Origin of the sequence: Neobacillus pocheonensis, assembly GCF_050477905.1 — a bacterium.
Classification (GTDB): Bacteria; Bacillota; Bacilli; order Bacillales; family Cytobacillaceae; genus Neobacillus; species Neobacillus pocheonensis_A.
The window spans coordinates 265,871-292,185 of record NZ_JBCNAD010000008.1 but is presented as its reverse complement, the minus strand read 5'-3'; the positions used below and the strand labels follow the sequence as shown (position 1 = coordinate 292,185).

Below are 26,315 nucleotides of genomic sequence, written 5' to 3'. Positions count from 1 at the left end.
CACTCTCCAATTTACAATCTATAAAAAAATCAAAGTCTTCGTATTCATAGATTAGCAAAAGGATCGCTAAAAAAAATTAATTTATGTCAAGGTAGGATCCATTTTACGACAATTTTTTAATCATGTTGTACCAAGTCACTCCGCCATGCCGGGAGTTTGAAACACCATGATTTTCGTAGCCGTGGTTTTCATAGAACCGGATTAAATCTTCCTTGCATGTAAGTGTAATGGTTTCCCGATTCTTTTCTTTAGAGACTTTTTCCAGGTGGTCAAGTAATGCTGCCGCTATGCCACGCGTTTGAAAATGTGGGGTGACCGCTAATCCCAACACACTTTGATGGCCGCCTGAAATTGGATTCTCCTTAATCTCATTAAATAAATCATCTGTGATGTAGGCTGTTTCAATCACTGGACCATTGATTAGACCCACGAGTACTCCATTCATTTCCGCGACAAAAAAACTATCGGCAATTAATTGAATACGCTTTTCGAACGCTTCTTTCGTTGCCCCCTCATCTTCAGAAAAACAAAGATGTTCAATTATTAATAACTCCGTTAAATCATCCATTCTTGCGTTTCGTATTTTCAACATCTATCCAAGCCTCCAAACTGGAAAGGGATTAATTATTATTTGTCCTTTAACCTTATCAGAATTCGACAATAAATAATAGTTTCAAATAGTCAAATTTCTAACAAGGAAAATTATGTTAATATGTTGAAATCTGCAGTGAAAGTCATCGGAATTCATAAATTATTAGTCTGAAATAGAAAAACAAACGGAACAATGTCCCGTTTGTTTTTTGAATTATAGTTCTATATCTATTTAATCTGAACAAAAACATATAATAATGCGTTATTATTCTGTGGATTTTGCTTATCGATGGTAACACTTTGAACTACAATGGTTATTTTGGCGGCATCATTTTCTTTTGAAAGGGTTGCATCTTTCAAGGCAAGTAAATCTTTATTGGAAGGAAAATCATAAAACTTATCATAGATTTCTTGGGTATTAAAGCTGATAAGCTCCCGATTATTATCTCCCTTTAAAGTAAAAATAGCTTGATCCTTTTTATAGTCCTTCGATAAAATGTACTTTTTACCTGCTTTTTCAAAAGCATCAAACTCCAAAGTATTTTTGTCATACGTTGAAATATCGGTTTGGACAAAGGTATCAAAGCCTGTGATATTTATAGGATTTGTCTGTTTGATGCTCAGGTAAATAGGGTGTTCTGAATCCTGAGGTTCTTGATACTCTCTGAAACCAAATGTATCATTAAAATCTTCATATGCATTGAAATCGTCTGGCAGCCAATCAATTTCTTTTGTATATTCCATCATATATAAGTATTGAATCGCATTCGTTATGATTTTTTTATCTTGATTAGAAATATTTGCATTGGGTTTAATTTTATTTTTTTCGAGCATATCGTTTTTCACAAGGGCGTTTTTTAGTGTACCAATCTGACTATTTCGACTTACCGTGAACGCATCAACCGGAGGCACAATCGATACTGTAGCAAAAATAATTAGTAAGGCCGCAATAACTCCATTTTTCCGCACTGGTAAAAAGCTTAATAATATACCAGCTATTGCAGAGTAGATGCCGAACAAAATGACATAATAGCGGGTATGTGTGACGCCTGTATCAGACAAACTGATAACCGATGATACAACCTGGAAGAGAACAATAGGAATTAACACTTTGGGAAAAATTTTTCGAAAATAAGCTGTAAACTTGTTTTCTATCTCGCTTGCTAGTATATACACAAGAATAACGGTTATTGCATAAGAAACGATCATAGGTTCTAGTAAATTATCTGTCCAAAATTTCCCACCAATATTTTTGAAAATGTAAATCACTAAGATTAACGTAAACACGGCAATGAGTGGAATCACAATATAAGAGATGAGTATTTCTAAAAACTTTGGACAATGGGCTGCCATATTTACTTCTTCTTTGTTGTCCTCTACCTTACGATAAATGGGAATGAGTGAAAGAAAATACATCGGTGCAAATAATATAAAAACAATATTTGCTGTATGCGGATAAGCGTTACTATCGATGGTAAAAATCAACTGATCAACGGCCGTAAGGATAATGCTTATCCCTCCGAAAATGACACCTGAGAAGAACAGTGAATTAAAAAATGACTTAAATGCGATCATAAAGCTTGTGTTAAAGCTGATAGGACTTTTTATGACGGGAACCCATATGAAGGCAATAAGCAGAGCAAAAAGGGCAACAATCGTTCTAATTTCTACCTCCATGCTAAGCGTTGGAGCATGTCTAATTATTAGGTAGTATCCCGCCGTTAGCAGGACCACCAAGCCCATTAAGACCAAACGGATAGAAAACTTTGAATAAAACCTTTCGTAAACAACCTGTGACACAGCGCTAAGAAAAGCACCAACGATAAAGGTTAGAAGGAATTTTGGATTATCCTTTCCAGTGCTAATCATATAAGCATCAATAATGGCCGCACCAATTAGAAATAAAGTTGTTAAGGGATAACGGGTAATGGCATCAGTTAGTCCCGTGAGTTTATCTTGAAGTTTTCTAACCCATTTCATAATAAAAAACCTCCCTTTTTTGAAAATTGTAATGATTATATTCCAAATTTCCTAAGTTACTTGATTAATATTATGTATTAAATATTTTCCAATTCCTACTATATATATTATATCATCATTAAGATTAAAATAATTTCGATTATTGTGCTAATAGATGAATTTTGCTGGTACTGGCGGTGGGTTTAAAGTCAATTTGAATAGCCTAAGAAAAAGACCATGAATTGTTTTTATTAACTGCAACAGATTGTTTTTTACTGTTCGAAAAATGAAACATTTTTGCATTTACCGAAATGCACTCATTTTTGCTTTTTGGGTAAATGGAACGCTCTTGCATTTACCGGGAAACATATATTTGGGCGTTTTGGGGAAATGAAAGGCTCTTGCATTTACCGAAATGCACTCATTTTTGCTTTTTGGGTAAATGGAACGCTCTTGCCTGTTCTTTAACCTAATCCTCTTTCCATCTCGGTTTCGGTAAACAGGCTCAATGTTAACTAATCGACCTTTATAATTATCAAAGGCTGCCTTATAAGTCTATAGGGCAGCCTTCATTAAAAAGTTAGCAAGATTGATAGAGTATTAATTCCCTTCAAACCAACGGCGGACGTTATCAACCATCATGAGGTTAATTTGTTCCTCGCTTACACCATTACTTCTTAGTTCTGGAATGACCTCTTGGAGAACAAAACTCATCGTCCATTTCGGGAACAATCGCGCAGGAGTTTCTTCCGGATACCAATCAATGGAACAACAATGATCTTGTGATAGGAACATGCGGTCGGCATACCCTTGTTTGGCTAGTTCAATGACGGTCGTGTTTCGATTTTCGGTTGTACACTCTCTTGTTAAACCATAACGATCCATCCCAATAAATGTCCCATGATCAAGAACTTTTAATATATATTCCATGTTATCAGTATCACCTGTATGACCAATAAGAACCCGTTTTGGATCCACTCCCTCTTCAAGTAGAATGTCAAGTTGCATTAAGCCGGTTCCAGTTCGAGGATGTGAATGAGTCATAATCGGTACACCAGTTCGTTTATGAGCACGTGCCGCTGCACGAATGACCTTTTCAACATCTCGCGTAATCCCTTGGGCATCGGTGGCACATTTTAGAAAGCCTGCCTTAATAGAAGTATTTTGAATTCCGACTTCAATATCTCGGACAAAGAGATCTGCCATATAGTCAATACTACGATTTTGAAAATGTGGAGGAATATAATGATAGGAGTAAATTCCTGTTGCAGCTATGATTTGAACCCCTGTTTCGCGAGCGACTTTCTCTATAAAGCGGATATCCCGGCCAAGTTCCATGACAGTTGGATCACAGATTGTTTTAACACCTAGTTTTTTGACTTTGTTCACTTGCTCCACTGCTTTAGAAAGCTCTTTTTCTTCATCATACAGATGAGGAAATTGTACATAAACAGATTCAGAGCGAACACGCATATGTTCATGAATTAGCGTCAAGCCTAATTCGGAAGAATCAACTTGTCCTGTAACAGAATTAATAAGTGTCATTCAATACTCCCCTTCCACGCCGTGTGTTAACGCTTCCCATTCATTTGATAATCATTTTTTGAAAATTATAAATTTATTAATATTAATCGTATCAGCCATCTTCCGAGGATGTCAATTTTTTTTGTAAAACGTTTCCTATCTGCTTTTTTTCTCTTTTCACTCTAAAAATCAATATTTTATCTTAGTAAAAGGTATAGAATTTCCTAAATATAACATAATCTGTTACCATAGAATGATAGAATCTCTTAGGCAACAGGAATGAATGAACTTAATATGGAGGAAGAACTTACGTTATGGAGGATTTACAACACAAGCCAGTAAATGATCAGGCAGAACTTTCACGTTCCAAAAGGTTATGGATGGCAATTGTACTTGGTTCACTCTCGGCATTTGGCCCTTTATCCATTGATATGTATTTACCTGCACTGCCAAATATTGCAGAGGATTTCCAAACCAACGCATCTTTTGTTCAACTAAGTTTATCGTTATTCGTGCTGGGTTTAGCATCGGGACAACTCCTGACAGGTCCTATCAGTGATGTAACTGGTCGCCGTAAACCGCTATTAGTGGGGTTATTTATCTACTTTGCCGTGTCTCTTTTATGTGTTTTTAGCCCTTCCATCTGGGGTTTAATAGTGTTGCGATTCATCCAGGGATTTGCTGGATCGGCAGGAATTGTGATCTCAAGGGCGATTGTCAGAGATTTATATTCAGGCAGCGAATTAACCAAGTTTTTTTCACTACTTGCACTGGTTAATGGATTGGCCCCTATTCTCGCTCCTATAATGGGTGCTCAGCTTCTTAAACTAGTTCCATGGCAAGGTGTATTTATTGTTTTGAGTATTATTGGAATCGTCATGTTTTTTGTCATCCTTTTTGGGTTGCCCGAAACACTTCCTGAAGAAAAGCGGTCAGCTGGCGGCATCAAGAATACCTTTTATCCTTTTTTAAAACTGCTAGCGGATCGAAGCTTTATGGGATTTGCATTAGCACAAGGATTGGTTTTTGCTGCAATGTTTGCTTACATTTCTGGCTCTCCATTTGTCATTCAGGATATTTTTGGAGCCTCTCCTCAAATGTTCAGCCTTATCTTTGCTATTAACGCAATCGGGATTATGATCAATAGTCAGACGGCTGGAAGATTGGCTGGCAAAATTCCTGAATCCAAGTTGTTTAAATTTGGATTAGGAATGTCTTCAATAGGCGGTATCATTTTGCTTCTTCTTTTATTTTTACAGGCAAATTTATTCCTCGTTTTGATTCCATTATTTTTTGTTGTATCGAGCGTAGGAATGGTGAATACAGCAGGATTTTCGCTTGCGATGCAATCACAAGGAAAAAATTCAGGAAGTGCTTCTGCTTTACTTGGTGTTACATCCATGGCATTTGGCGGAATTGCCGCTCCACTTGTTGGAATTGGCGGAAGTCAGACAGCGATTCCGATGGGAGTGGTAATTGTCTGTGCCGGATTGGGGGCAGTTTTATCATATTTGCTTCTGGTAAAGAGGAATAATAAAGCTAGCTCCAACTAAAGGCAGGGAATTATCCCTGCCTTTTCACTTATACCTTAAATAATGATTTCAATGTTTTGATTATTAGAATTTGCCATGCCTTCCTTGTCCGTTTGAAAACCTAGTGGCTCCTTCTCGGGTTTCTCCACTGTCGACAACACTCATTCCTAAAAGGAACTCTAGATGCATCGCTTTATCAAAGTCTTGATCAAATCCTCGATAAACGGCCTCACGGTCGCTGATCAGGCAAAGCTGTGGAAACTCGGCAATTTCGCCCGCTAGTTTTTCTGCTTCTTCCTTAGCTGAACCAGGCTCAACAAGGCGGTTTGCCAGACCTATCATCAATGCCTCTTCCGCATATAAAGGACGGCCAGTTAAAATCAGATCTAAGGCACGGCTCATCCCAATTAGCCGAGGCAATCGTTGAGTGCCTCCGTCCACAAGTGGTACACCAAAACGGCGGCAAAAAACTCCAAATACGGCATCCCGTTCCATCACACGGAGGTCACACAAGAGGGCAAGCTCCAATCCTCCCGCAACGGCATAACCTGAAACGGCAGCTATTACCGGTTTTGTTAAGTACATTCGACTGGGACCCATCGGACCATCTTTTGACATGTCACGATTCATTTCATTGCCTTCACCTAAGGAAAGGGCTTTTAAATCAGCCCCAGCGCAAAAAGTTCCACCTGATCCATGTAAGACAGCTACCCGCAAAGTTTCATCTTTTTCGAATTCTCGAAAAGCATCCGCAAGCTCTTTAGCTGTCTTTCGGTCAACTGCATTCTTAACCTCTGGTCTATTAATCGTAATCGTACAAACCTTCCCTTTTTTCTCAACAATTACATTCATTCTCCGGCATCTCCTTCACCATTTTTTCTTTTAATACCTCTTTAAATCGGTTTGGTTCATCGACACGAATAGCGACCTGTGAATATTCTTTTTTTATCCCCATTATTAAGGTTGCTTCGACAGGTTGCTTTAATTTTAAAATGACATCCGGATGAACTTCCTCAAAATCACGGGCAATGAATTCAATTGTTTGTTTTGATCGTTTTTGTTGTAAATACTCGGGTGCATCGATAACATCTTCAATATCCGACCACTTTATTTCCATTCGCTTTAGTAAGCCCAGTGAAATGTACAACTTTTCCTCCGTAACAACTAAAGGATTATTGCGCACGGCTTGAATATTACCGACGAAAAAAATGACAGAATAAATATTAATCACAATTAATGTTATCGACAAGATCACAGACTTTTCATGAAACAGCCAATGAAGCCCAGCCATTTCAAGAATCGTAGCGTGAATCAACATTACATGAAAAGCAATCAAACTAGAGTTCAGATGCAAAGTGAACATGTTAGGGGCGAGTTGTGGTTTCTTTCTCCAGGTTGCAAATGCATAGTAAAACATAAGTATTTCTGAACAGATAATGCGAAAAATAGGATAGGATTTTATTTGAGTATCTCCTTCTTTAGAAAAAGAAAAAAGAATCGGCAGAGGACTTTTCTTAACCGAGCGTACAATGGAGGGCAAAAATTTAAATAATGAAACTAGGACCAAAATTTCCAGGAAGAAAAATCCGCCTTCAATAGCTATACCAATCCATGTTAGCGCTTTAAATGGAGCTAAATACTCCATCGGAATAAGGAATCTGACAAATATAAGTCCGCCAGCTATTCCTAAAATCAGGTTTTTCCAGTTCAATTTTCGTTTCCATGACAAAAATAAAATCGGAGAAATTAACGCTATATCTAACATTGACGCAATAATTAATAAATTTGGCTTATCAGGTAATAATTGAATGCCCAATGGTGTTTGGTATAGAGAATAATTTGCAGTCAGTACAAACAAAAGTAAGATCAACAAAACATTTCGGTTGAGAGCCTTTTTTAAAATCATATTAGTCACCCTACTTTTTTTATTTATTATACCATATTTTTCCTATGGAAATATTAGAAAACTTCTCCACATCATAATTTGTAAGTACAAAAACGCTAAACTCAAATGAATTAGAGTTTAGCATTTTTGTTTACTGCTTTTATGTAATAGCCCCACACAATTTCACTAGTATGGCTGCTGCGTTCGCGCCCTGTTCAATTTCCTAGTTTCCTTGTTGGACTATGACTCCGCAGGTAGAACTCGAACCTACGACCGATCGGTTAACAGCCGATAACTCTACCACTGAGCTACTGCGGAATGAACTTATATCGGTTAGTAAAAAAAACCTGATATTAGCTAATATAATTGGAAACATTGGAATTAACCTACTAAAGATTTATCTTGTTAATACTGTTTAGTTAAACTTCATTTTATACTCAACTTGGAATGTTTCTCCTGCTTCAAGCTTATTCACTCCAAACTTCTCCTTCAAGTTTCCAGTTGTATTATAGGTATCAGCAAGGCCGTACCAAGGCTCAATGCAAACGAACGGCGCCATCATACCATCTTTATCCATATATTTAGACCAAATGCCTACAAAAGGAAAATTTTCGAACATTACTTCTACTCCATGACTCGATTGATTCGATACCAGCGTAATTTGATCAATATTGCTGTAAACAAGAGCATCATGTGCAAATAGAGAGTTGGTGAGTTGAATCGTAGAAATATCATTAGCAGTTCTTTTCTCATGAATAAGAGAATTCTTAAGCTCATATTCCATCACAGTCTTATTTGCTGAAGGGAAAAAATTTAGACTGTAGTCCTCAATGGTTTCATTTTCTACAAGTGGAATCCTAAAAGCAGGATGTGCACCAATGGAAAAATACATTTCTTCCTTGTTTTCATTCACTATTTTCCACTGAACAATGAGTGTGTCCTCTTTGAGTTTATAACGAATAATAGCTTTAAATTCGTAAGGAAAAATATGAATGAATTGTCCCGCAGACTCAAACACAAGAGCAACGTCTGATGCAGTCTGCTGATCCACATCGAATACAACATCTCGCAAAAAGCCATGTTGTGACATTTTGTAGGTCTCACCATCCAGTTGATAATGATCATCCTTTAACTTTCCAACAACGGGAAATAAGACTGGAGAGATGCGTCCCCAGTAAGCGTTATCCCCTGTCCACATGTAGTCCAGCCCATTTTTCTTATGCTTCACTTTCCGGACTTCTGCTCCATCCCTTGCTATACCAACATTCAACCAATCATTTTCAATGACAATCATCTATTTCCCTGCTTTCTCACTGTTCTAGGAATTCATATTCATAATTTACCCAAACTCCCCTATAACAAAGCCCTTTTGTAAAATTAAACAATTATGTATTTAGTGAAATGCTTATTAATAATTCATTAATGGTTCATTTATATTTGGCATACACTACTAACCATTAAGGGGTGGAATAAATGATAGAAGATTTTTATTTCTCAAAAAAACAATTTATAAGTGGTTTAATGCTGCCAAAAAATATTAGCGGTTTGAGTATGAAAAGAGGTGATGTATCATTTGCAAAGATTGATGGAATGTGGAAAAAATATACAGAATCTGTACCACGAGGAAGAAAACCATTATCGAAAAATGATGATATAGTTTTGATTGGTAGCGGAAAGGATATTGAGATTAAACGTGAGGAACTATCACAAGAACAAATAGAAAATCTAATAATCGGATAATCATTAGTATCCAACTTAAATTTTAAATTTGTTAAATTCTAGTAAATGTTAGGCAATTCCAATTATGTGTGCTATACTTTATTTACCATTTGATTTGCCGTTTTATCTTCCCTGCTCATTCGTGAGCGGGGTTTTTTTATTTATAATTATTGGCTTGCATAAAAAAAGACAGACTTTAAATTAAAGTCTGTCTATATTTTTAGCAATTAGGCTTTACGTACGTTTGCAGCTTGCGCTCCACGTTGGCCTTGCTCAACGTCAAAAGTTACTGATTGACCTTCTTCAAGAGATTTGAATCCTTCGCCTTGGATCGCTGAGAAATGAACGAATACATCGTCTCCACCTTCACGTTCGATGAATCCGAAACCTTTTTCTGCATTAAACCATTTTACTTTACCGTTTTCCATTTTTGTTGCCTCCTAGTGTGTAATGACACACAATGTATTACTATCCTTGCTCTCAGTGTTCATCAAGACGAAAAGGTAATTCTTACACTATCCTCTACACCGAACAAAAATAATTCTTATTCAGAATAACACTATTTGAAAAAAATTACAAGGACACAAAAAATTCACAAGTTTTTCCCAACTATTTATTTCTTTACGATTATCAGCGCAGTATATTTTGAATCTGGATAAACACCATATTCAGCATGAGTGCTTATATCAAGAGGAACAGTATTGTATTTTACATCGATAAGCGTCCCTTCCTCTAATGAACCCAGAAAATCATTAACTTCCCGAATGAATTCAGCGAAGTCTATACTTTGAAAACCTTTTGTCTCGTACATTTTTTTCCCTTCCCTTCATCTGGTAATACAGAAATAATTAAAAGTACCGTTATCTCTTCATGTAGCATTTTAGCTCATGTTATATTTAACATCTGGAGAAAAATAGAATTGTTCAAAAGAAAGTAGAGTCGTTAAAATTGAGTGAGGAAAAATGAAGTTAATCATGAAAGAGTTTGAAAAGGATGTAAAGTACTTAGCCGACCTTGTTGTTTAACAACTCAGTTGCCTGTTTTTCAGTGATCCCTTTTATTAAACCAAGTTCACTGATGAAAATCTTTCTTGCGCTATCCAGCATTTGCTTTTCGCTAGAATTAAGTGCTTTATTTTTGTTTATATGCATTAAATCACGTACAACTTCAGCTCCCTCTTGAATATTACCCGTTCTCAATTTTTCGGTATTAATTTTGAACCGTTCTTTCATTGAAAGATTTGTATCGGTTTCTCCATACTGAAAAATGTGCAATACGTTTTCAAGTGTAGGTATATCTGAAACTAAGCGAATTCGTGATTTTTTTTCTTTCCCAATTGGAATCAATACTTGCATTTTACTGATTGGCATTTTTATTACATAATACTGTTGTTTCTCACCTAAGATTTCCTTTTCTTCTATAGCTTCAATAACTCCGGCACCTTGCATCGGATAAACAATGTAATCACCAACTTGAAACACTGAATCGCCTCCAATTTGAAATCTAATTAAGGATACCACACAAGTTAAATTTAATCAAATTTTTAATTTTAACACCATCATATATACGTTGTCAATAGTTAAGTGTTAAAAAGTGCAAAAGGGACGGTTCTTGTGTGGCAGAAGTGAAATTCTGCCACACAAGAACCGTCCCAGTGGTGACGTTATGTAATAGCCCACACAATTTCACTAGTTATGGCTGCTGCGTTCCCGCCCTGACCAAGTTCCCAGTTGCCTTGTTGGACTATACTCCGCAGGTAGGACTCGAACCTACGACCAATCGGTTTACACCTAATTGGACTACCACCTGAACTACTGCGGAACAATTGTTTTAGTGGAAATGATGGGAGTTGAACCCATGTGCAAAGATATTGTCACTTATACCGCTACGAGTGTAGTCAGTAGAATTAGTTTTCGCCCATTTCTTTAGCTTACTGACAGGCATTGAAACGGCTAGTCTGATTATTCTCTTCCTTCATCCTCAGACGGTGGAATTCGGCGTAGTCCACTTAGAATGAGTCCCATACCCTACCACATGGACGATGGAGGGAGGAACCGCTAACAGCCGGTATTAAGCAGCGAAAGCGAAGTTGTTTTCTTGTTTGCCAGTTATAGGCTTTATCGTTTTAACGAGGCCGAATCCCTCGACTCGCAATATAAGCTCAAACTATCCCTGTCGATACCAATACATTCCCATATTATAATGGCAGAGAAGAAGGGATTTGAACCCTCGCGCCGGTTACCCGACCTACACCCTTAGCAGGGGCGCCTCTTCAGCCTCTTGAGTACTTCTCTGTAATAAAAATCTTATCGCTAAGTTCCGTTAAGAACTTACACAAGAAATATAACATCAAGCTCAATTGGAAGGCAACTGTAAATTTTGGTAGTAAAAAAGTCCTGCTTATAATTCTTTACTTAAATATTTGAATGCCATAGGGACGGTTCTTTTGGTAGCAATTAACGCCTTTTGAGCCAAGAGAACCGTCCCCGTGGTTATCCAACAAATTCCGGTAGGTAACAGCAGCAGGTGGGACCGGTGGTGGAGGAATAAAGGGAACTACTATTGGTCGATACCAAGGATTGTAGTGATGCAATAATATGTAGTAATACATTTATATCCTCCTTTCATTTATAGTACCGTAGTCTATGAACTTTCACCTAAATAGGACTGGATGAAAGCCTAACTGTTTTACATTTAGGCGGTAATTATTTGAATCATTTCCTCAAATCAACTGATTTTGATCTGTTTCCTTATTAAGTGCATGGCCCAGCTCCTCTAAATCTAGATTTAATTCATAATCTAATGTTTTTTCATTGACTTTAATGTTAGAAAAACCTTCACTGTTATTGGTATGAGCAGAGGCTGGGGATGACAAGACAGAACCAAATGGAAGGAAGATGATGAAGTCTTTTAACTAAATAAGTAACCTGCTTTTTACCTAAAATTGATTCAACTCTCTCCTATTTTACTTTATAATCATTACTAACAGGGGGAGTAAGATGGAACAAGAAAATACTTTTACAAAATTAAAAAACTACGCTAGAAAACTAAAACAAAATTTATTCGTACTTTATCATACAGGGATAATAGAGTACCTTGGTACGCAAAATTGGTTGCTATTTGTGTAGTTGCTTATGCTTTTAGTCCTATCGATTTAATCCCTGACTTCATTCCTGTATTGGGTTATCTAGATGACCTAATAATTGTTCCGCTCGGCATTTCACTAGCACTAAAATTAATACCTTCTTACATTATTGATGAAAACAGAGAAAAGGCTGAAGATATTAGGAAAAATGGTAAACCAAAAAACTGGTTTGTTGCCGTACTATTCATTCTGATTTGGATTTTACTTGCAATATGGGTTGGTAAATTATTATTCGGAATATTTGATTGAAAATAGTTTTTAAAAATCATTTAGGGATATGATTCAATACATATCTCTTCTTCAGCTAACCTACTCCTTTAGTTAAAGAAAAAAAGGCTGCCGTAGCAACCCAGTTAAAAAATTTACCTTTTACAAATAAATAAGTCAAAAACACGAGCGGGAGCGCTCCCATTCTTTTATTACTTTTTCAATTCATTAACAATTTCGTTAATGCGTTTTTCTACTTCATAAAGGTTCTCTTGCATCCGATCACGCCGACTGGTCAAGACCTGCAATTCCTTTTTTAATTCCTCTGTTTTACTCATGATTTCCCTCCTGCTGATAATTAAGATATTCATTAGTATGCTATTAGCCGCCGTCCTCAGACAAGGAAGAAAATGTCTGCCTTATTGGCTGTCATTCTTTTGGGAAACTGCTTCTTTAGCTTAATAAGAACTGCCTGTTCAATTTCGTCAATCTGCTCAATAATTCTGTAAAAAAGATAATTTATGGTCCACACCAACTTAGGCACAGCTATGCCACCCACCTATTGAATAATGGAGCTCCTCTGGATGTTATTCGACTATCCTGCCCCGCTAGTCCAAAAAAAAAGCAGCATGGCCGCTTTCATTCAACTATTGCCCCACATTAATCGTGTCATAAAGGCTTGTTAATTAAATTTATGACTTTAAAAACTGCCTGTTCAGCTGACCGAAGTGCACCTTCAACTAAACGATGAAGCTGTTCAAATGGTATTCCTGTTTTTCACAAGTTTAACTGTTTCATACTTTGTTTTGTCCTGAAGAAATCCCCATCCTTTTGTTTTTCATCATCAGTTCCCCAATTTATTTTTTTGTTCATTTGTTGTAGTCTTGGGATATGTTTTGAACAGTGAATATACGCTTCATCAACTTCTACCATAATCCAACGTTCAGGTTTGTTTCCTTCTTTTTCTTCAATATCATGTATAATCTCTTCAGGAATTTTGAATGATCTTAATTGGTTATTTTCTATAATAGCTGCCTTACCATTAACATGTAACCCTATGTTATTCTCAAAAAAGTCGATAAACATTAGTCCTATATGGGGATTTTCTATGATGTTACCTAAACTTGCCATAACACCATTCCCTTTATATTCAGGATCTTTTAATGTAAATAGCACTCATTTTTCTGTTTTGATTTACCACCGAATAGACCTATCGCGAATGCTACCCCAATGCCTATAGCAAACCATGAAGCGAAACTCATATCCTCCACCGCCTTTTGGTCTTTAAACACATTTTAAGTATCTATATTCGGAAGGTGACTGTACTTATGAGTGCCTTTATTACCGCCGATATTCCAGAAACGACCTTTTTATCAGGGATATATAAATTGTATTTTTCGCTATTAGAACAGTCAAAAATAGACTAATATATAAAAGTACGATACATACTATCTACAGTTTGGAGGAATGCATTGTGAAAATGGAACATGTGGGGATTATGGTCAATGACATGGACGAGTCTTTAGAGTTCTATCAAAAGATCCTCGGTTTAGAATTAAGAAATAGAGTGTGGTTAAATGACACTATTGAGCTGGCATTTTTATTTTTTCCAGAGCAGCCGAGTGTAGAGGTTGAACTTGTCTACGGCGGCCCGGTTGAAAACGAAGGAATCGTTAACCATTTGGCCTTTACTGTTGAGAACATTGAGGCTGAACTCGTACGTTTTAAAAAAGCAGGAATCAAATTAGTAGATGAACAACCTCGAAGCATCTTAAATAATACAGTCAAAATCGCCTTTTTCCAAGGACCGAATGGTGAGAAGCTAGAACTGGTAGAAAGATAATGTAAATAGTAATAGGGAGCGAAAAAGGGGGATATTTTTAATCGCCAAAATGATTAAAAGAGTGACTCGCCGCTCTCTTTTTTATTGGAAAAATCGTTAATTCACCTAATAAGAGATTTACTCTCAAAACTGTTCTATCTGTGGTTAGGTTGGTATCATTGTGCCTTAACAAGATTCTTTCTGAGAGTTGAACTTGATGAAAGTATAGGAAATTTCTATAATCAATATAATCAATACTAACGCTTCCGAGTTTAATAGGTTTATAACTTTTGATTCATCATTTATTATGAATTATAAGTTTTTATTTTCTAACAAAAAATTGAGAGGAGAATTCTATGACAGAAAAAAGAACAAAAAAATCTTCCTCTAAAAAAAAGAGAAAGATAACAATTTTTCTCGACAATTTAAATTTCTTTCGTTTACTTAAGGTACTCTTTCTTATTTCCCTATCTCTGCTAATTGTCTATAGCTATTATTTGCATACTAAAGGAAATTTCATTTCCACTTTAGCCCTACTGTGGACATTGCATAAGAAGGTTATCATGATTATTTTCGGGTTTGTTTCATATAGTTTGGGTATTTTTTACTTGGGTTTTAGGAAAGGAAGAAATGGCTAAAAGTTAAAAAAGGAAAGAACTTGTCAATTTTTATTAGTTTGTTTACAGCCCCAAAAGTGGGCCTTTTTCTTGGTTGATTTCTCTTATTCCAAATTAATAGCACATAAATGATGCACCGATAATGATAAGAAGAATGAACAATACAACGATTAACGCGAAACCACTCCCATGTCCAACGCTCATTTTATAACACCTCCACCATAAGAACTTTTTCCGCTAGAACGTGAATTGGTATCTTAATAAGTCATAGATGCTCCGACAATAATTAACAGGATGAACAATACTACGATTAAAACAAAAGAACTGCCTCCGTAAAGGCCTCCCCCGTAGCAATTACCGCCCCAGCCGTAACCATAGAACATATTACTCACCACCTTTTGGATCAAATCAAATGTGTATTATTTTAGTTAAGATAAGGTTAGCTTGGATAAGGTGTCACTTAATAAGAAAAAATAAGCAATTTGCCTATAAAAATAAAGACACGTCAGCATTATACGCATAAGCTCTTTAGGATGTTACAACGAAATGACATGTTGTAGAAATAATCAATCGGCGGTAAGAGCATATTAATAATTGATAAGTGCTTCTCTCCCTTTAGTAGGGAGATTTATGTCTTTAGTCAACATGATGCAAAACAATCTGAAAGGAGAATTTTCATGCAGAATAATCAAGTACCCATTCCATCTCCACCACGAGCGATCACCACAAAAGATTTATCCTATTTAAAAGATGCATTATCATGGGAGCTTTTGGCTTTTAAAAAATTTCACTTTTTAGCGCAGCATGCGACCAATCCGCAATTTAAGCAAGCTCTCGATAAAGCGGGACAAATGCATCAGAATCATTATCAACGATTGCTTACCCATCTTCAGGTTAATAACAATGCTGCTTTAGCGAGCCTTCCCAACACGCAGCAGCAAGCACAGCAATCCTAATCATAACTATGGAGGTTTAGTGAATGCAAAATCAACAAATGCAAAACCAACAAGGTCAAACTCAGCAATCGCAAAACCCAAATCAAATTGCCAACCCACAAAACGGACAATTGCCTCAAGTAAAAGGTCCGGAGATGAACGACCGTGATTTTCTTAATGATGGACTTAGTACCTGTAAATATATAACGGATAGTTTAAACATCGCAGTACGTGAAGCAAGTCACGATCAACTACATACTGATCTGCTTCAAATTCTTAACGAAACCCACCAGAGTTGCCGCGAGCTCTATTTGTTAATGTTCCAAAATGGCTGGTATAAACTCGAAGCAGCGGAACAGCAAAAGGTTGATCAAGGCTACCAGCAATTTAGCAATTACTCTACTCAATTCCCATATTAAAAAACAAAGCCTGGTATCAGCCAGGCTTTGTTCTATTACTTATTATTAAATTTCAAACTCCCATTCATCCTTCAGATTTAAGTAAAGGACAAGCAGAATGTTTTCTAAATCACTTTCATTCTTCCCCTCTGCTTCCAAACCCGTTTTCGGTAACAAAATCTCGGCAATTTGTTTCGTTAATAGATTTTTCTCTACAAGAGGTAATTGGGTAAAGCGGTTCACGTATGTACTGAGAAGCTTCCAATCCTTCAACGCAAATGATTTTAAAGCCCAATCATCAATTGGAAGAACATCTTTTGATAGGCCTCTGTTTTCAATTTCTTTTTCGACAGGTGAAAGCTTTTTCTTTTTCCGTTTGGCTTTGCGCTCGTGGACAACAATTGTTCCCGCAACAAGATCGCCAAGTCTTTTATGCTTAGGATGAAAAAATACCATGATGATTCCAAGTAAATAGGCTGTTGGCAACGAATCAATGATGCGCATCAAATTTCGGATAAAACTAGAGAGCAAGGTAATGCTGTGGCCATTCTCCTGGATGACTCGGATCCCTAATAGTTTTTTTCCAATGGTTTTTCCGCCCGAAAAGAATTCAAAGGCGAAGAAATACCCCCAATTAAGGATAAATATAGCGATGATGGTAATAGCAATTGGAATAGTATTCTCTGCGAAAAAAATGGGGAAAAAAGTTTCATTGTTCAAAATGATAATTAAAACAATAACTAAAATGACATTAACGGCCCATAATAACAATTGATCAATTAAAAAGGCTGCAGCCCTGCTTCCTAACCCCGCTAGTTTGAACTGAAGCGATACATATTCAGGTGTTTTTATATCCATTTGCTCCTGATTCATTAGGTGTCCCCCCTAAAACATAGATGTTTTTTTCTATTTTTGTTCCTATTTTTCTACAAAATTACTATAATAAGGAATAGTAATCGCAGCCTATCTAAACAAGAAGGTGTAAACATGAACCTGAAACAATTTGTTAAAATGCATCGGGAAGAATGGAAACAGCTAGAACAACTCGTCACAGCATTAAGTAAAAGCAGAAAAGCCATTACTGGAGAAAATCTTAGCCAATTTAATCGACTTTACCAAAAAGCTGCCCAGAATCTATCGTACAGCCAAACCTACTTCCCAACGGATGAAGTAACCCAATATTTAAACGGACTAGTTTCCAAATCCCATAATCTTTTATATAAAGATCAAGTTTCAAGCTTTAAACAAATCCGTTATTTTTTCGGAACTAAATTTGTCGGATTATTTTTAGAGCAATGGAAGTTCGTGGTAGTCGCAATGATTTTATTTACCATTGGCGCATTAGGAAGTTTTATTGCAGTCTTCAATGATCCTCTGCATATTTATTCCCTTCTCCCAGCCAATATCGCACAGGGCGTTGACCCTGAACACCTGGGGAAGAGTCATGGAGCAGTCGATTCCTCTCTAATGTCTGCTAGTATCATGACAAATAATATTAAAGTAGCTATTTTAGCTTTCGCGGGTGGGATTACCTTTGGACTACTAACGGTTTATTTGCTCGTATATAATGGCATCCTAATTGGCGCCCTTGCTGCCCTTTTCTGCCATCATGGCAAATCCTATGATTTCTGGGCTTTTATTGTTCCCCATGGAGTCATCGAGCTTACCGCCATTTTTATTGCCGGTGGTGCAGGCTTATTAATGGGCTATAAGCTCTTTGTCCCGGGCCAGCTTTCAAGAGGTTACCAATTAAAATTTCAAGCTAAACGATCTGTTCAGTTATTGCTAGGAACGATTCCGTTATTTGTCATTGCAGGAGTGATTGAAGGCTTCATCACACCTGCTGCGATTTCATTAGAAGCAAAATATATAGTTGCTTTCTTAACAGTCATTGGATTAATCCTTTATGTGGTAATTGGAAAATTAAGATTAACTAAATCCCAGGCTATAAAAGGTTTTGATTCATAATATCTATATAATGGGAAACGGCGGAAATCGCCAATTTTTCTTCATGGGCCTCGATCATTTGGAGGCCTTGTTTTTCCCATTTTATTTTCTCCCTTTTTTTAATCAGCAGCTGTTGCTGGGCCATACTTTTTACCATCGATGACTGAACATCAACTGGCTCCTCATTTATTCTCTTTTGTAATGACCGATCTTCCATTCCAATCATTAAAAACAGATGACGTTGTCTGAGTTTCTTCAAATAACTAAGTGCACTTTCTTCATAAAGAAAGGTGCGAACATCACTAAATAATAACAGCAGGCTGCGTTTCTTTTGGACCATTTCTAAATATTGCAGCACGGCCGCATAATTAGATTCTGATGCATCCACTTTTACATTATAGATAGCTTGAAGGATGGTTTGAAGGTGCGTCATTCCTTTCGCGGGGGGAACAAACGTTTTTATTCCCTTTGAAAAGGCTAGCACAGAAACATAATCCCCTTTTTTAAGAGCCGCAGCGGTTACGGTCAGTGCTGCTTCAAGTGTCCTTTCTAAGCGATTTCCCTTCTGTAATTCTGCCCCCATCATTCTTCCACAATCAATCAAAATGGTTATGTATTTTCCATGCTCTGGTTCATATTCATTTGTCATCACTTCTTGTAGCTTCGCTGTTTGTCGCCAGTTAATTTTTCGCGGATCATCGCCGACTACATAGCTCCTTATTTTTGAAAAATCACCTGCACCACTTCGAAACTTGCGAATCTTTAACCCCTCATGTAATAAAAATTGCTGGGCATTTTCTAAATATTGCTTTGTCTCTGTTAAATCAGGAATGACCTTAACGGAATCTGCTAATTCCACAGTCACTTGTTTTTCCCATAATCCGAACATGCCTTGATAGCGAAAATACAGCTTTTGAATCTCATATAGACCTCTTTCACGAGCAATTGTTTCATATGAAATGGTGATTGTTGACTCTTTAGGAACAGAACCTACTAGTGGAAAACACTGTTCAAAAGACTGGGGAATCCCATCGATCAACCGATATGACAAGGGATACTCTGAGTCGTTCCTCACTTCGACCTTAAAAGAATAGGGAATGCCCCTTTCCATTTCTGATGAAAGGATTCGCTTAAAGTAAAGCTGATTTTTCTTTGGTGAAGATAAAAGATCTAATAAACTTACTATAAATAAGAAAATATTGACGATAATGACATATGTCCATGTCATACTGGTCCAGCTTGAAACACCGATTAACACAAAGGAAAGGATTAGAAATAGGAGCAACAACCGTTTTGTTGGCAAAATACCCCTATCTTGGAACAGGAACCGAGCCCACAAGTTCTTCAATGATTTGGTCAACGGTTGATCCCTCCAATTCCACATGAGGAGATAATTGGATGCGGTGTCTTAAGGCAGGCTTGGCCGTCATTTTCACATCATCCGGGGTTACGTAATTTCGACCATTGAGATAGGCCCATGCTTGAGCCGCTTTTCCTATGGAAATACCTGCTCTCGTACTTGCCCCGAAGCGGATGGATTCTGAATCACGGGTTCGTCTGACAATTTGCATGATATAATCTAGTACACTTTCTCCTACGGTAACTTTCTCAATCTCTCTTCTAATCGCTATAAAAGTATCCATATCTAGGATGGCGGAAATCAAGGTCTGATCGAAGCTTCTTTCAATCACTTGTTTTAAGACTTCCTTCTCTTCTGCAAATGAAGGGAAATCGATATAAAGCTTAAACAAAAAGCGATCCTGCTGTGCTTCAGGGAGTGGATAGGTTCCCTCGAATTCAATCGGATTTTGGGTTGCCACAACAAAAAATACTTCTGGCAGATGATAGGTTTCACCTTGAATGGTTACCTGCTTTTCCTCCATCGCCTCTAAAAGTGCCGCTTGCGTTTTGGCGGGTGTCCGGTTTATTTCATCCGCTAAAAGAATATTTGTAAAAATGGGACCCCTAATCGTTTGAAAGCTGCTTTCCTTCATATTGTAAATGGTGCTTCCCGTGATATCACTTGGCAGTAAATCAGGGGTAAACTGAATGCGGTTAAAGCTTCCGCCCAAGAGACCTGCAAGCGTTCGGACCATTTGAGTTTTGCCTGTACCCGGAACCCCTTCAAGAAGGACATGTCCGCCTGCTAATATCGCTGATAGCAGGAGTTTTAGATTTAGGCTTTGTCCTAAAATGCGCTCCTCGTATTTTTCTAAAAAGGATGTCAAAGTTGATTTCATCCAGTCTCTACCTCTTTCCTCAATTGATCAAGCTTTTTTGACCAAAGCAAGTATTCCTGCTTGTTTAGTTTTCCTTTTTCTAAAACATTTGTCAAACCATGAATAAATGGGCGAATCTCACTGTTCGGAATTTGCTGCCACTTTCGTTCCAGATAATTTGGGAGATCTAACCATTGCCGATTGTATGGTATTCCCCAACGTTCCTGCAGGAGGAGTTTTACATAATCTGCTTGGATAAGTAATGAATCATGATAACGTCTGCCCTTTAGATACCAGGCCGTTAAGGCTCGAATGCCTTCATCACTAAAACGGACTGTTTCTTCCCTCGGGAGAAAAATAGGGCCAAACCTTTTACCCTTGAACCATAGCCAGAGAATGGTCAATAATAGCCCTTGGAGCAAAAGAAGTAAAAACCATTTAGGAAAAGCAGTCAAAAACCCAATGTCGGTTTGTTCGCCGTGAACATATTCATTAAACAAAATAGTACGCGGATTTTCAATATTAATAAGATTAACAATAAGCGGTAAATGATCATTTTTTAATAGTTTCCCATTTGTCAGCCATTCAGGAGCAAGAGCCACAATTAAATGCCCTTTCCCATATGTTTGTTTTAGAGCAACTGCTCCGGCATCATCATGCAGTAGAACTTCATTTCCATTCTTCGGGTTCAAACGGACGTCAGAACTAATTGCAGCATTAAAAGCTTTATTATTTTGATTAAATACTTTCATCTCTCGATTGGAAGGAGCATTTTCCTTAGGTCCAATGCTGATATCAAACATTCCTTTAGGATTTTTCATAAAAAGCAAAACCGTATTGCCGGCTTTCATGAAATCGCTATACTCTTTCATTTCTTCTTTTTCAGGAATATAATCAGGCTCGACGATAATGAGAAGTTTATTACCTGCAATTTTTGGCAGAAAACCAGGCGGCTTTACCCAATTTATTGCGTCTTTTTCATTCTTTAAATATGTATTAATTGCCTTTATACCGGTTGGAGAAGGTGAATTAGCAACATAATTCGGATAAACCTGAGGCTTTGGTGTAAAAGTGATGTAACTAATGAGAATGAAAAGTAAGAGGATAACCGAAAGCCAAAGCCAAGTTTGCCTGCTGAATTGGGATTTTTTCAAAGCGTCTTCAAACTCCTCTCTCCCGGCTGCTCATCTTCATTAAACCAACTCATGACGTTACTTTTAAACGAAAGAAAAGCGTCTTTTTGAACTATTTGTTCCCCATAGGTCACTTCATCAAAAAAAGAAGCTAGCTTATAAAAACGATCGGCGTTCTGCTTGTTCACTTTCAGAAGTTCTTCATAGTAGTCCCAATTTGTTTTCCACATTCTAGCCTCTAGCCATCTTTTATCATGAAAGTAAAGGAGTAAGGCTAAAAACAGATGGCGGGTGGCTGACGTGTAATTTTCTAACTCTTCCTGTCGGATTCCTTCTTGAAGATGATTTTGAAACGACCAATTCATTTCCTGCATTGATTTCAATGGTTTTTGATCCCGCAGCATTCGATTACGCTTACTATTACGAATAAGGATAAAAGCAACAAACGATAAACATATTATTACGACGACAATAATGGCAACTAATATGGGCCCTGATAATTGGCTGGCAGAGTCGATGGAAGGAATCAATTTTTCTAGCTGTTCGGTTAACCATGCCTTTGCCTTTTCCCATAATATTTCGAGAAAGCCTTTCGAATGATTGTTGTATACCTGGTATTCCTTCTTATTTAATATACCTTCCAATTTATCACGTGCCTTATTTGCATCAAGCATTTTCAATCACCTAACTTTGATCGGTTAATTTATGTGATAGTCTTCGATCATTTCTTTTATATCATCAGCATCATGTCTAGTTTTTAAATCAAGATACATTACGGCGTAGCCAACCGAGAAAAACATCGTTGTCAAGATGGTAACAAGGTTACTAATTATCGACAACATCACACTGTTTCCTAAGGAAACTCCTAGTGTCACTTGTACTGCAAAACTAATACTAGAAATAATTAAATAAAAGACAATATAAAGTCCAAGTAATGGCCAAGTACGTTTCTTTGTAAGCCGCCAACTTCTTGAAAAACCTGGTGATTGCCGGTCTAAAACGACTGAAGCAAAGTAAAAGCTCCAACGGGTTAAAAGTAATCCAATTACCAAGGCAAAAGCCAAAAACAGCACCAACCCTGAAAGTATTCCTAATAATGGATGCTTGATTGCTGCGAGGCCAAAACCTGCAGCAGCAATGATTCCGACAGGGACAAGGATAAGACCCATTGTAATGAGACCAAATAAAATCGAACTTCCCAGCATCGGCCAAAATCTTGAAAACGCCTCTTTCATGACCATAGCAACCGAAAATTCTTCATCTTTTCGAATATGGTTAACTCCAAAAAGCACAGCTGCCTCCGCGACCGGAAACAAAAGAAATCCGACGATAGCTGTAATAATTAGTCCAATATCTGCACTAATACTACTTGCCTCAAACGTTCCCGACTCCGCAAAACTAGAAAGCCCTTTTTCAAACCATCCGTTCCCTGTTCCAACCCCTCTAAAAAAATGAACCCCAGAAAAAAGCTGGATTACCGCTTCAAGCAAATATACCGGGCCCATTAAGATCAGTAAAATGAGGAAAAAGTCCTTAAAATGCTTCTTACTTATGGTAAACGTAAAATCAAGTATTTCACCAAAGCCTTTTGGTTTTGTAAATTTTGAATCCAAGCAATCTTCCTCCTTATTAAATGAATTTTATTTAAGATTCATTTTATCAGTATTCTACCAAATTCAGTGTAAAAAGTTATTAAAAAATGTAAAATATGGATGTTTTTTGCACATAATCCCTCCTTTTCCTATGCTTATTGACAAATGACATCACTTAGAATAGCATTTTGACTATAGAGAATTAATTCTGACCGGACAGTCATAACTTTTGGAGGGTTTATTTTGCGGGAAAAGGAAAAAATCATTGTCGAATCAGGTATGAAGCTATTTGCTAGTAAAGGCTTTTCATCCACTTCTATTCAAGAAATTGCATCCGAAAGCGGCATCTCAAAGGGGGCATTTTATTTACATTTTAAGTCAAAAGATGAGCTTTTACTGGCCATTTTAGAATATATCTTTGAAACAGTCTTTACTAATATCACCATGTTTGAACAACAAGATTTACCACCACGAGAAAAGTTTATTAAACAAATTTCAGCTCTTTTTGGAACATTTTTAAAACATAAAGAGTTTTTAATTATGCTGTCAAAAGAACAAGCAATTCCAAGAAATGAGGAAATTAAAAATCTCTTATTTAGTAAACACCATGAAATCCATCTCCTCTATCGAAAGGGACTTATCTCGATATACGGAAAAGACATGGAGCCCTATGCGGTTGATTTGGCGCTAATTCTCGAAGGATTGTTCCAATCCTATATCAAAATCATTTTTTTCGAACCTGATGAATTTGATTTTGAAGCTTTGACACAATATCTAATGAGACGATTAGATAGCATAGTGAAAGATATTACAGCTGAAAAACCTTTCTTTTCTGAAGATGAATTAAAAAGGGTCCTTAAAAAATCAAAGGATTTATTTGAAAATAATTCAATCGAAAATGTTGTTCAAAAAATGAGGGAAGTCCTTGGTCAAGTTAAAAATAAGGAATCATTGGAAATATCCCTAGAAGTTCTTGAGGATGAAATCAAAAAGGAGAACCCAAGAATCCCAGTCATTAAAGGAATGCTATCTAACTTTAAGGAAAAAAAAGAATTTGATATATACAGAGAAGCAATTGCTTCTTTTTACGGTTTTGAGGATTAAGTTAATCCTTTTTTTGTTTTTCATTGACTGACCAGACATTCGATTGTATAATGACTCAGCGGTCAAAAATGATAAAATGAAAAACATCAAAAAATGGGGGAAATAAATATGGGAATACAAGAAAAAGGAATTAATACCAGGTTAGTAATAACCGGCTTAATCATTGGTATGTTCTTTAGTGCACTTGAGCAGACCATTGTTGGCACCGCGATGCCAACCATAATCGCTGAGTTAAATGGCTTTAAAATTTTCGCGTGGGTAACCACAGCTTATATGATTACCTCTACGACCATTGTACCGATTGTCGGTAAATTATCTGACCTATATGGCAGACGCTCCTTATATTTACTGGGTACCATCATCTTTATCATTGGTTCTGGCCTTTGTGCGACTGCGACCAATATGGAACAATTAGTGCTTTACCGTGGTCTTCAAGGGATAGGCGGTGGTATGATTATGCCGCTTTCACAAACGATTATCGGTGATATCTTTACCGCTGAGCAACGAGCAAAATGGCAAGGGATCTTTGGTGGTCTCTTTGGATTAAGTTCTGTTATTGGTCCTTTCCTAGGCGGTATCATTGTCGATCATATTAGCTGGCATTGGATCTTCCTTATTAATGTACCTTTTGGCTTACTATCCGCCTTATTTATTTTTGCTGGCTTAAAGCATGAAAATGTTGCCAAGAAAGAAAAGGTTAATATCGATTATTTAGGTATATTAACCTTGATTCCTGCAATCGTCTTATTATTGCTCGGCTTAACCTTTGGCGGCGATAAATTTGACTGGTCATCCACAACATCCTTCTTCATTTTTGGAGGATCGATCGTCCTATTTATTATTTTTGGATTTATTGAGAATAAAGCTGCTGAACCAATATTAGATTTATCGTTTTTCAAAAATCGTATCTTTGCAACGATGAATGCTCTAGGATTTTTGCTTGGTCTTGGGATGTTTGGTGCGATTATGTTTGTACCGATGTATATGCAGGGAATTCTGGGTGTTTCACCTACCAAAGCAGGTTCAACTATGACTCCAATGATGATAGCGCTGATTTTAGCAAGTATCATTGGCGGGCGATTATTACTTAAACTCACCTTCCGTACAGTGCTGACAGCTGGCATGCTGCTTGCAGGTCTTGGGTTTTATTTAATGAGCACCATGGGATTAGATTCCAGTGAGTTTATGGCATATTCCTATATGGTAGTCCTTGGACTTGGAATGGGATTAGTGATGCCTACTTTGATGATTGCGATTCAAAATGTATTCCCAAAATCGCAGTTAGGGACTGTTACGTCAGCGTCCACTTTCTTCCGTTCAATTGGTGGTACAATTGGGATTACCATCTTAAATTCGGTCATGAACCATTCGCTTGAAACCAAAATGGTCGATGTTGCTAAAAACACGGATAACCCAGTCGCTCATGGAGCTTTAACGACTCTTTCAGAAAAAACGGATGCCTTATTTGGCCTTTTACTTAATCCAGGTTTATTAAAATTGCCTGGTGAAATTCAAAAAATCGTCATTCACGGTATTGAAACAGCTTGGTCTGAATCGTTTGCGACTGTCTTTTTAACTGGTCTGATCTTTATTGCAGTAGGAGTTTTAGTTGCCCTATCGGTTGGAAAAGGCCGTATTAAAAAAGACAAAGAGCTTGAAGAAGAAAAGAACAAACAAGAAAAGGCATTTGGTCGTGAAGCAACTGAATAAATGATAAAAGAAAAACTCGGCATTTAATTTAAAAAATGCCGAGTTTTTGCTTATTCTCCTGCAATTACATCCAGACCCATACGTGACTCCTTACAAGATGGATCGCTTCCCAGACCTAATGCATGTTTCCAATCTCTTAATGACATGGCGGTTGATAGATTAGCTTTATGAAGGACATTTCGTTAACAATCTTGGTGCGTTTTGTCTTTCATAGGCCTTATGAAGGACATTTCGTTAACAATCTTGGCGTGTTTTGTCCTTCATCTGCGCAATAAC

The 26,315-nt window shown here is 37.1% G+C and carries 31 protein-coding genes, 3 tRNA genes, 2 other RNA genes and 1 pseudogene; 11 read left to right on the top strand and 26 right to left on the bottom strand.

Annotated features, from left to right (window positions below):
- Nucleotides 1-103: 103 nt before the first annotated feature.
- From ABES02_RS05995 to ABES02_RS05985, 3 genes are all read right to left on the bottom strand, one after another.
- Nucleotides 104-592, bottom strand: a complete 489-nt coding sequence (locus ABES02_RS05995) for a GNAT family N-acetyltransferase (protein ID WP_430132109.1) — start codon at nucleotides 590-592, stop codon at nucleotides 104-106.
- A gap of 227 nt (nucleotides 593-819) precedes the next feature.
- Complete coding sequence (locus tag ABES02_RS05990; protein WP_430132107.1) at nucleotides 820-2,571, bottom strand: DUF4153 domain-containing protein; 1,752 nt, start codon at nucleotides 2,569-2,571, stop codon at nucleotides 820-822.
- A gap of 579 nt (nucleotides 2,572-3,150) precedes the next feature.
- Complete coding sequence (locus tag ABES02_RS05985) at nucleotides 3,151-4,095, bottom strand: phosphotriesterase family protein (protein ID WP_430132104.1); 945 nt, start codon at nucleotides 4,093-4,095, stop codon at nucleotides 3,151-3,153.
- Nucleotides 4,096-4,388: 293 nt separating this feature from the next.
- Here ABES02_RS05985 and ABES02_RS05980 point away from each other — a divergent pair, with 293 nt between their 5' ends.
- Nucleotides 4,389-5,627 carry a multidrug effflux MFS transporter gene (locus ABES02_RS05980; RefSeq protein ID WP_430132101.1) on the top strand — a complete coding sequence of 413 codons (1,239 nt, stop codon included), beginning with the start codon at nucleotides 4,389-4,391 and terminating at the stop codon, nucleotides 5,625-5,627.
- 63 nt (nucleotides 5,628-5,690) lie between these two features.
- Here the strand turns inward: ABES02_RS05980 and ABES02_RS05975 are convergent, their stop codons facing one another.
- From ABES02_RS05975 to ABES02_RS05960, 4 genes are all read right to left on the bottom strand, one after another.
- Nucleotides 5,691-6,458, bottom strand: coding sequence for a crotonase/enoyl-CoA hydratase family protein (locus ABES02_RS05975; protein ID WP_430132099.1), 768 nt, complete (start codon nucleotides 6,456-6,458; stop codon nucleotides 5,691-5,693).
- Nucleotides 6,442-7,512, bottom strand: coding sequence for a beta-carotene 15,15'-monooxygenase (locus ABES02_RS05970; RefSeq protein ID WP_430132096.1), 1,071 nt, complete (start codon nucleotides 7,510-7,512; stop codon nucleotides 6,442-6,444). Before ABES02_RS05970 ends, ABES02_RS05975 begins: the two co-directional genes overlap by 17 nt.
- Nucleotides 7,513-7,737: 225 nt before the next feature.
- Nucleotides 7,738-7,809, bottom strand: a tRNA-Asn gene (locus ABES02_RS05965).
- 97 nt (nucleotides 7,810-7,906) lie between these two features.
- Entirely contained in the window at nucleotides 7,907-8,785 is an 879-nt protein-coding gene (locus ABES02_RS05960; protein ID WP_430132094.1) for an aldose 1-epimerase family protein, read from the bottom strand.
- A gap of 179 nt (nucleotides 8,786-8,964) precedes the next feature.
- Here ABES02_RS05960 and ABES02_RS05955 point away from each other — a divergent pair, with 179 nt between their 5' ends.
- Entirely contained in the window at nucleotides 8,965-9,231 is a 267-nt protein-coding gene (locus ABES02_RS05955) for a hypothetical protein (protein WP_430132091.1), read from the top strand.
- Nucleotides 9,232-9,437: 206 nt separating this feature from the next.
- On the opposite strand, the gene ABES02_RS05950 is transcribed toward ABES02_RS05955, so the two are convergent.
- From ABES02_RS05950 to ABES02_RS05915, 8 genes are all read right to left on the bottom strand, one after another.
- Nucleotides 9,438-9,638: a cold-shock protein gene (locus tag ABES02_RS05950; RefSeq protein WP_223593777.1), complete on the bottom strand. Its 201-nt coding sequence runs from the start codon at nucleotides 9,636-9,638 to the stop codon at nucleotides 9,438-9,440.
- 185 nt (nucleotides 9,639-9,823) lie between these two features.
- Nucleotides 9,824-10,021: a sporulation protein Cse60 gene (locus tag ABES02_RS05945; protein ID WP_430132088.1), complete on the bottom strand. Its 198-nt coding sequence runs from the start codon at nucleotides 10,019-10,021 to the stop codon at nucleotides 9,824-9,826.
- 193 nt (nucleotides 10,022-10,214) lie between these two features.
- A complete protein-coding gene (locus tag ABES02_RS05940; RefSeq protein WP_430132085.1) occupies nucleotides 10,215-10,691 on the bottom strand; it encodes a CarD family transcriptional regulator in 477 nt (158 codons plus the stop codon).
- 183 nt (nucleotides 10,692-10,874) lie between these two features.
- Nucleotides 10,875-10,960: signal recognition particle sRNA small type (ffs, locus tag ABES02_RS05935), an RNA gene on the bottom strand.
- Nucleotides 10,959-11,031, bottom strand: a tRNA-Tyr gene (locus ABES02_RS05930). The genes ffs and ABES02_RS05930 overlap by 2 nt, the downstream gene beginning before the upstream one ends.
- A gap of 10 nt (nucleotides 11,032-11,041) precedes the next feature.
- Nucleotides 11,042-11,404, bottom strand: a transfer-messenger RNA (tmRNA) gene (gene ssrA, locus ABES02_RS05925).
- A gap of 9 nt (nucleotides 11,405-11,413) precedes the next feature.
- Nucleotides 11,414-11,504, bottom strand: a tRNA-Ser gene (locus ABES02_RS05920).
- A gap of 116 nt (nucleotides 11,505-11,620) precedes the next feature.
- On the bottom strand, nucleotides 11,621-11,821 hold the full coding sequence (locus tag ABES02_RS05915) for a hypothetical protein (protein ID WP_430132083.1): 201 nt from the start codon (nucleotides 11,819-11,821) through the stop codon (nucleotides 11,621-11,623).
- Nucleotides 11,822-12,209: 388 nt separating this feature from the next.
- Between ABES02_RS05915 and ABES02_RS05910 the strand changes: the two genes are divergently transcribed.
- Nucleotides 12,210-12,338 (top strand): hypothetical protein, encoded by a 129-nt coding sequence (locus ABES02_RS05910; protein WP_430132080.1) that lies wholly within the window; start codon nucleotides 12,210-12,212, stop codon nucleotides 12,336-12,338.
- The gene (locus ABES02_RS05905) at nucleotides 12,320-12,604 is read left to right on the top strand and encodes a YkvA family protein (protein ID WP_430132077.1); all 285 of its coding nucleotides are present in this window, start codon (nucleotides 12,320-12,322) and stop codon (nucleotides 12,602-12,604) included. The genes ABES02_RS05910 and ABES02_RS05905 overlap by 19 nt, the downstream gene beginning before the upstream one ends.
- 170 nt (nucleotides 12,605-12,774) lie before the next feature.
- Here ABES02_RS05905 and ABES02_RS05900 read toward each other — a convergent pair whose 3' ends face one another.
- Complete coding sequence (locus ABES02_RS05900; protein WP_430132074.1) at nucleotides 12,775-12,900, bottom strand: hypothetical protein; 126 nt, start codon at nucleotides 12,898-12,900, stop codon at nucleotides 12,775-12,777.
- Between the two features lie 56 nt (nucleotides 12,901-12,956).
- Nucleotides 12,957-13,106, bottom strand: coding sequence for a hypothetical protein (locus ABES02_RS05895; RefSeq protein WP_430132071.1), 150 nt, complete (start codon nucleotides 13,104-13,106; stop codon nucleotides 12,957-12,959).
- On the opposite strand from ABES02_RS05895, the pseudogene ABES02_RS05890 reads away from it, so the two are divergent.
- Nucleotides 13,068-13,157, top strand: a pseudogene (locus ABES02_RS05890) (tyrosine-type recombinase/integrase); the annotation flags it as partial. The gene ABES02_RS05895 and the pseudogene ABES02_RS05890 sit on opposite strands and share 39 nt — an antisense overlap.
- A gap of 182 nt (nucleotides 13,158-13,339) precedes the next feature.
- Here ABES02_RS05890 and ABES02_RS05885 read toward each other — a convergent pair.
- Nucleotides 13,340-13,738: a pyridoxamine 5'-phosphate oxidase family protein gene (locus ABES02_RS05885; RefSeq protein ID WP_430132068.1), complete on the bottom strand. Its 399-nt coding sequence runs from the start codon at nucleotides 13,736-13,738 to the stop codon at nucleotides 13,340-13,342.
- Between the two features lie 304 nt (nucleotides 13,739-14,042).
- Between ABES02_RS05885 and ABES02_RS05880 the strand changes: the two genes are divergently transcribed.
- Nucleotides 14,043-14,405: a VOC family protein gene (locus tag ABES02_RS05880; RefSeq protein WP_430132375.1), complete on the top strand. Its 363-nt coding sequence runs from the start codon at nucleotides 14,043-14,045 to the stop codon at nucleotides 14,403-14,405.
- A 710-nt stretch (nucleotides 14,406-15,115) separates the two neighbouring features.
- Here ABES02_RS05880 and ABES02_RS05875 read toward each other — a convergent pair.
- On the bottom strand, nucleotides 15,116-15,205 hold the full coding sequence (locus ABES02_RS05875) for a YjcZ family sporulation protein (RefSeq protein WP_289983345.1): 90 nt from the start codon (nucleotides 15,203-15,205) through the stop codon (nucleotides 15,116-15,118).
- Between the two features lie 53 nt (nucleotides 15,206-15,258).
- Complete coding sequence (locus ABES02_RS05870; RefSeq protein ID WP_289983342.1) at nucleotides 15,259-15,384, bottom strand: YjcZ family sporulation protein; 126 nt, start codon at nucleotides 15,382-15,384, stop codon at nucleotides 15,259-15,261.
- 294 nt (nucleotides 15,385-15,678) lie between these two features.
- On the opposite strand from ABES02_RS05870, the gene ABES02_RS05865 reads away from it, so the two are divergent.
- Complete coding sequence (locus tag ABES02_RS05865) at nucleotides 15,679-15,957, top strand: ferritin-like domain-containing protein (protein ID WP_430132064.1); 279 nt, start codon at nucleotides 15,679-15,681, stop codon at nucleotides 15,955-15,957.
- Between the two features lie 23 nt (nucleotides 15,958-15,980).
- The gene (locus ABES02_RS05860; RefSeq protein WP_430132061.1) at nucleotides 15,981-16,355 is read left to right on the top strand and encodes a spore coat protein; all 375 of its coding nucleotides are present in this window, start codon (nucleotides 15,981-15,983) and stop codon (nucleotides 16,353-16,355) included.
- A 45-nt stretch (nucleotides 16,356-16,400) separates the two neighbouring features.
- Here the strand turns inward: ABES02_RS05860 and ABES02_RS05855 are convergent, their stop codons facing one another.
- Nucleotides 16,401-17,207, bottom strand: coding sequence for an RDD family protein (locus ABES02_RS05855; protein ID WP_430132058.1), 807 nt, complete (start codon nucleotides 17,205-17,207; stop codon nucleotides 16,401-16,403).
- A gap of 114 nt (nucleotides 17,208-17,321) precedes the next feature.
- Between ABES02_RS05855 and ABES02_RS05850 the strand changes: the two genes are divergently transcribed.
- On the top strand, nucleotides 17,322-18,302 hold the full coding sequence (locus ABES02_RS05850; protein ID WP_430132055.1) for a stage II sporulation protein M: 981 nt from the start codon (nucleotides 17,322-17,324) through the stop codon (nucleotides 18,300-18,302).
- Here the strand turns inward: ABES02_RS05850 and ABES02_RS05845 are convergent.
- Genes ABES02_RS05845 through ABES02_RS05825 form a run of 5 tightly spaced genes read right to left on the bottom strand, consistent with a single transcriptional unit; the run spans nucleotide 18,280 to nucleotide 23,246 of the window.
- On the bottom strand, nucleotides 18,280-19,641 hold the full coding sequence (locus ABES02_RS05845) for a DUF58 domain-containing protein (RefSeq protein WP_430132052.1): 1,362 nt from the start codon (nucleotides 19,639-19,641) through the stop codon (nucleotides 18,280-18,282). The two genes, ABES02_RS05850 and ABES02_RS05845, sit on opposite strands and share 23 nt — an antisense overlap.
- A complete protein-coding gene (locus ABES02_RS05840; protein WP_430132049.1) occupies nucleotides 19,592-20,521 on the bottom strand; it encodes an AAA family ATPase in 930 nt (309 codons plus the stop codon). The genes ABES02_RS05845 and ABES02_RS05840 overlap by 50 nt, the downstream gene beginning before the upstream one ends.
- Nucleotides 20,518-21,654 (bottom strand): DUF4350 domain-containing protein, encoded by a 1,137-nt coding sequence (locus ABES02_RS05835; protein ID WP_430132047.1) that lies wholly within the window; start codon nucleotides 21,652-21,654, stop codon nucleotides 20,518-20,520. The genes ABES02_RS05840 and ABES02_RS05835 overlap by 4 nt, the downstream gene beginning before the upstream one ends.
- Complete coding sequence (locus tag ABES02_RS05830; RefSeq protein ID WP_430132044.1) at nucleotides 21,651-22,307, bottom strand: DUF4129 domain-containing protein; 657 nt, start codon at nucleotides 22,305-22,307, stop codon at nucleotides 21,651-21,653. Before ABES02_RS05830 ends, ABES02_RS05835 begins: the two co-directional genes overlap by 4 nt.
- Before the next feature lie 24 nt (nucleotides 22,308-22,331).
- A complete protein-coding gene (locus tag ABES02_RS05825) occupies nucleotides 22,332-23,246 on the bottom strand; it encodes a hypothetical protein (protein ID WP_430132042.1) in 915 nt (304 codons plus the stop codon).
- A gap of 222 nt (nucleotides 23,247-23,468) precedes the next feature.
- Between ABES02_RS05825 and ABES02_RS05820 the strand changes: the two genes are divergently transcribed.
- Nucleotides 23,469-24,329: a TetR/AcrR family transcriptional regulator gene (locus ABES02_RS05820; RefSeq protein WP_430132039.1), complete on the top strand. Its 861-nt coding sequence runs from the start codon at nucleotides 23,469-23,471 to the stop codon at nucleotides 24,327-24,329.
- 108 nt (nucleotides 24,330-24,437) lie between these two features.
- Nucleotides 24,438-26,039 carry an MDR family MFS transporter gene (locus tag ABES02_RS05815; RefSeq protein WP_430132036.1) on the top strand — a complete coding sequence of 534 codons (1,602 nt, stop codon included), beginning with the start codon at nucleotides 24,438-24,440 and terminating at the stop codon, nucleotides 26,037-26,039.
- Nucleotides 26,040-26,315: the final 276 nt, after the last annotated feature.

Coding starts and splice junctions, on each gene's coding strand:
- ABES02_RS05995 (WP_430132109.1), bottom strand. CDS start 592: ATGTTGAAAATACGAAACGCAAGAATGGATGATTTAACGGAGTTATTA.
- ABES02_RS05990 (WP_430132107.1), bottom strand. CDS start 2,571: ATGAAATGGGTTAGAAAACTTCAAGATAAACTCACGGGACTAACTGAT.
- ABES02_RS05985 (WP_430132104.1), bottom strand. CDS start 4,095: ATGACACTTATTAATTCTGTTACAGGACAAGTTGATTCTTCCGAATTA.
- ABES02_RS05980 (WP_430132101.1), top strand. CDS start 4,389: ATGGAGGATTTACAACACAAGCCAGTAAATGATCAGGCAGAACTTTCA.
- ABES02_RS05975 (WP_430132099.1), bottom strand. CDS start 6,458: ATGAATGTAATTGTTGAGAAAAAAGGGAAGGTTTGTACGATTACGATT.
- ABES02_RS05970 (WP_430132096.1), bottom strand. CDS start 7,512: ATGATTTTAAAAAAGGCTCTCAACCGAAATGTTTTGTTGATCTTACTT.
- ABES02_RS05960 (WP_430132094.1), bottom strand. CDS start 8,785: ATGATTGTCATTGAAAATGATTGGTTGAATGTTGGTATAGCAAGGGAT.
- ABES02_RS05955 (WP_430132091.1), top strand. CDS start 8,965: ATGATAGAAGATTTTTATTTCTCAAAAAAACAATTTATAAGTGGTTTA.
- ABES02_RS05950 (WP_223593777.1), bottom strand. CDS start 9,638: ATGGAAAACGGTAAAGTAAAATGGTTTAATGCAGAAAAAGGTTTCGGA.
- ABES02_RS05945 (WP_430132088.1), bottom strand. CDS start 10,021: ATGTACGAGACAAAAGGTTTTCAAAGTATAGACTTCGCTGAATTCATT.
- ABES02_RS05915 (WP_430132083.1), bottom strand. CDS start 11,821: ATGTATTACTACATATTATTGCATCACTACAATCCTTGGTATCGACCA.
- ABES02_RS05910 (WP_430132080.1), top strand. CDS start 12,210: ATGGAACAAGAAAATACTTTTACAAAATTAAAAAACTACGCTAGAAAA.
- ABES02_RS05900 (WP_430132074.1), bottom strand. CDS start 12,900: ATGAGTAAAACAGAGGAATTAAAAAAGGAATTGCAGGTCTTGACCAGT.
- ABES02_RS05880 (WP_430132375.1), top strand. CDS start 14,043: ATGGAACATGTGGGGATTATGGTCAATGACATGGACGAGTCTTTAGAG.
- ABES02_RS05875 (WP_289983345.1), bottom strand. CDS start 15,205: ATGAGCGTTGGACATGGGAGTGGTTTCGCGTTAATCGTTGTATTGTTC.
- ABES02_RS05870 (WP_289983342.1), bottom strand. CDS start 15,384: ATGTTCTATGGTTACGGCTGGGGCGGTAATTGCTACGGGGGAGGCCTT.
- ABES02_RS05865 (WP_430132064.1), top strand. CDS start 15,679: ATGCAGAATAATCAAGTACCCATTCCATCTCCACCACGAGCGATCACC.
- ABES02_RS05860 (WP_430132061.1), top strand. CDS start 15,981: ATGCAAAATCAACAAATGCAAAACCAACAAGGTCAAACTCAGCAATCG.
- ABES02_RS05855 (WP_430132058.1), bottom strand. CDS start 17,207: ATGAATCAGGAGCAAATGGATATAAAAACACCTGAATATGTATCGCTT.
- ABES02_RS05850 (WP_430132055.1), top strand. CDS start 17,322: ATGAACCTGAAACAATTTGTTAAAATGCATCGGGAAGAATGGAAACAG.
- ABES02_RS05840 (WP_430132049.1), bottom strand. CDS start 20,521: ATGAAATCAACTTTGACATCCTTTTTAGAAAAATACGAGGAGCGCATT.
- ABES02_RS05830 (WP_430132044.1), bottom strand. CDS start 22,307: ATGCTTGATGCAAATAAGGCACGTGATAAATTGGAAGGTATATTAAAT.
- ABES02_RS05815 (WP_430132036.1), top strand. CDS start 24,438: ATGGGAATACAAGAAAAAGGAATTAATACCAGGTTAGTAATAACCGGC.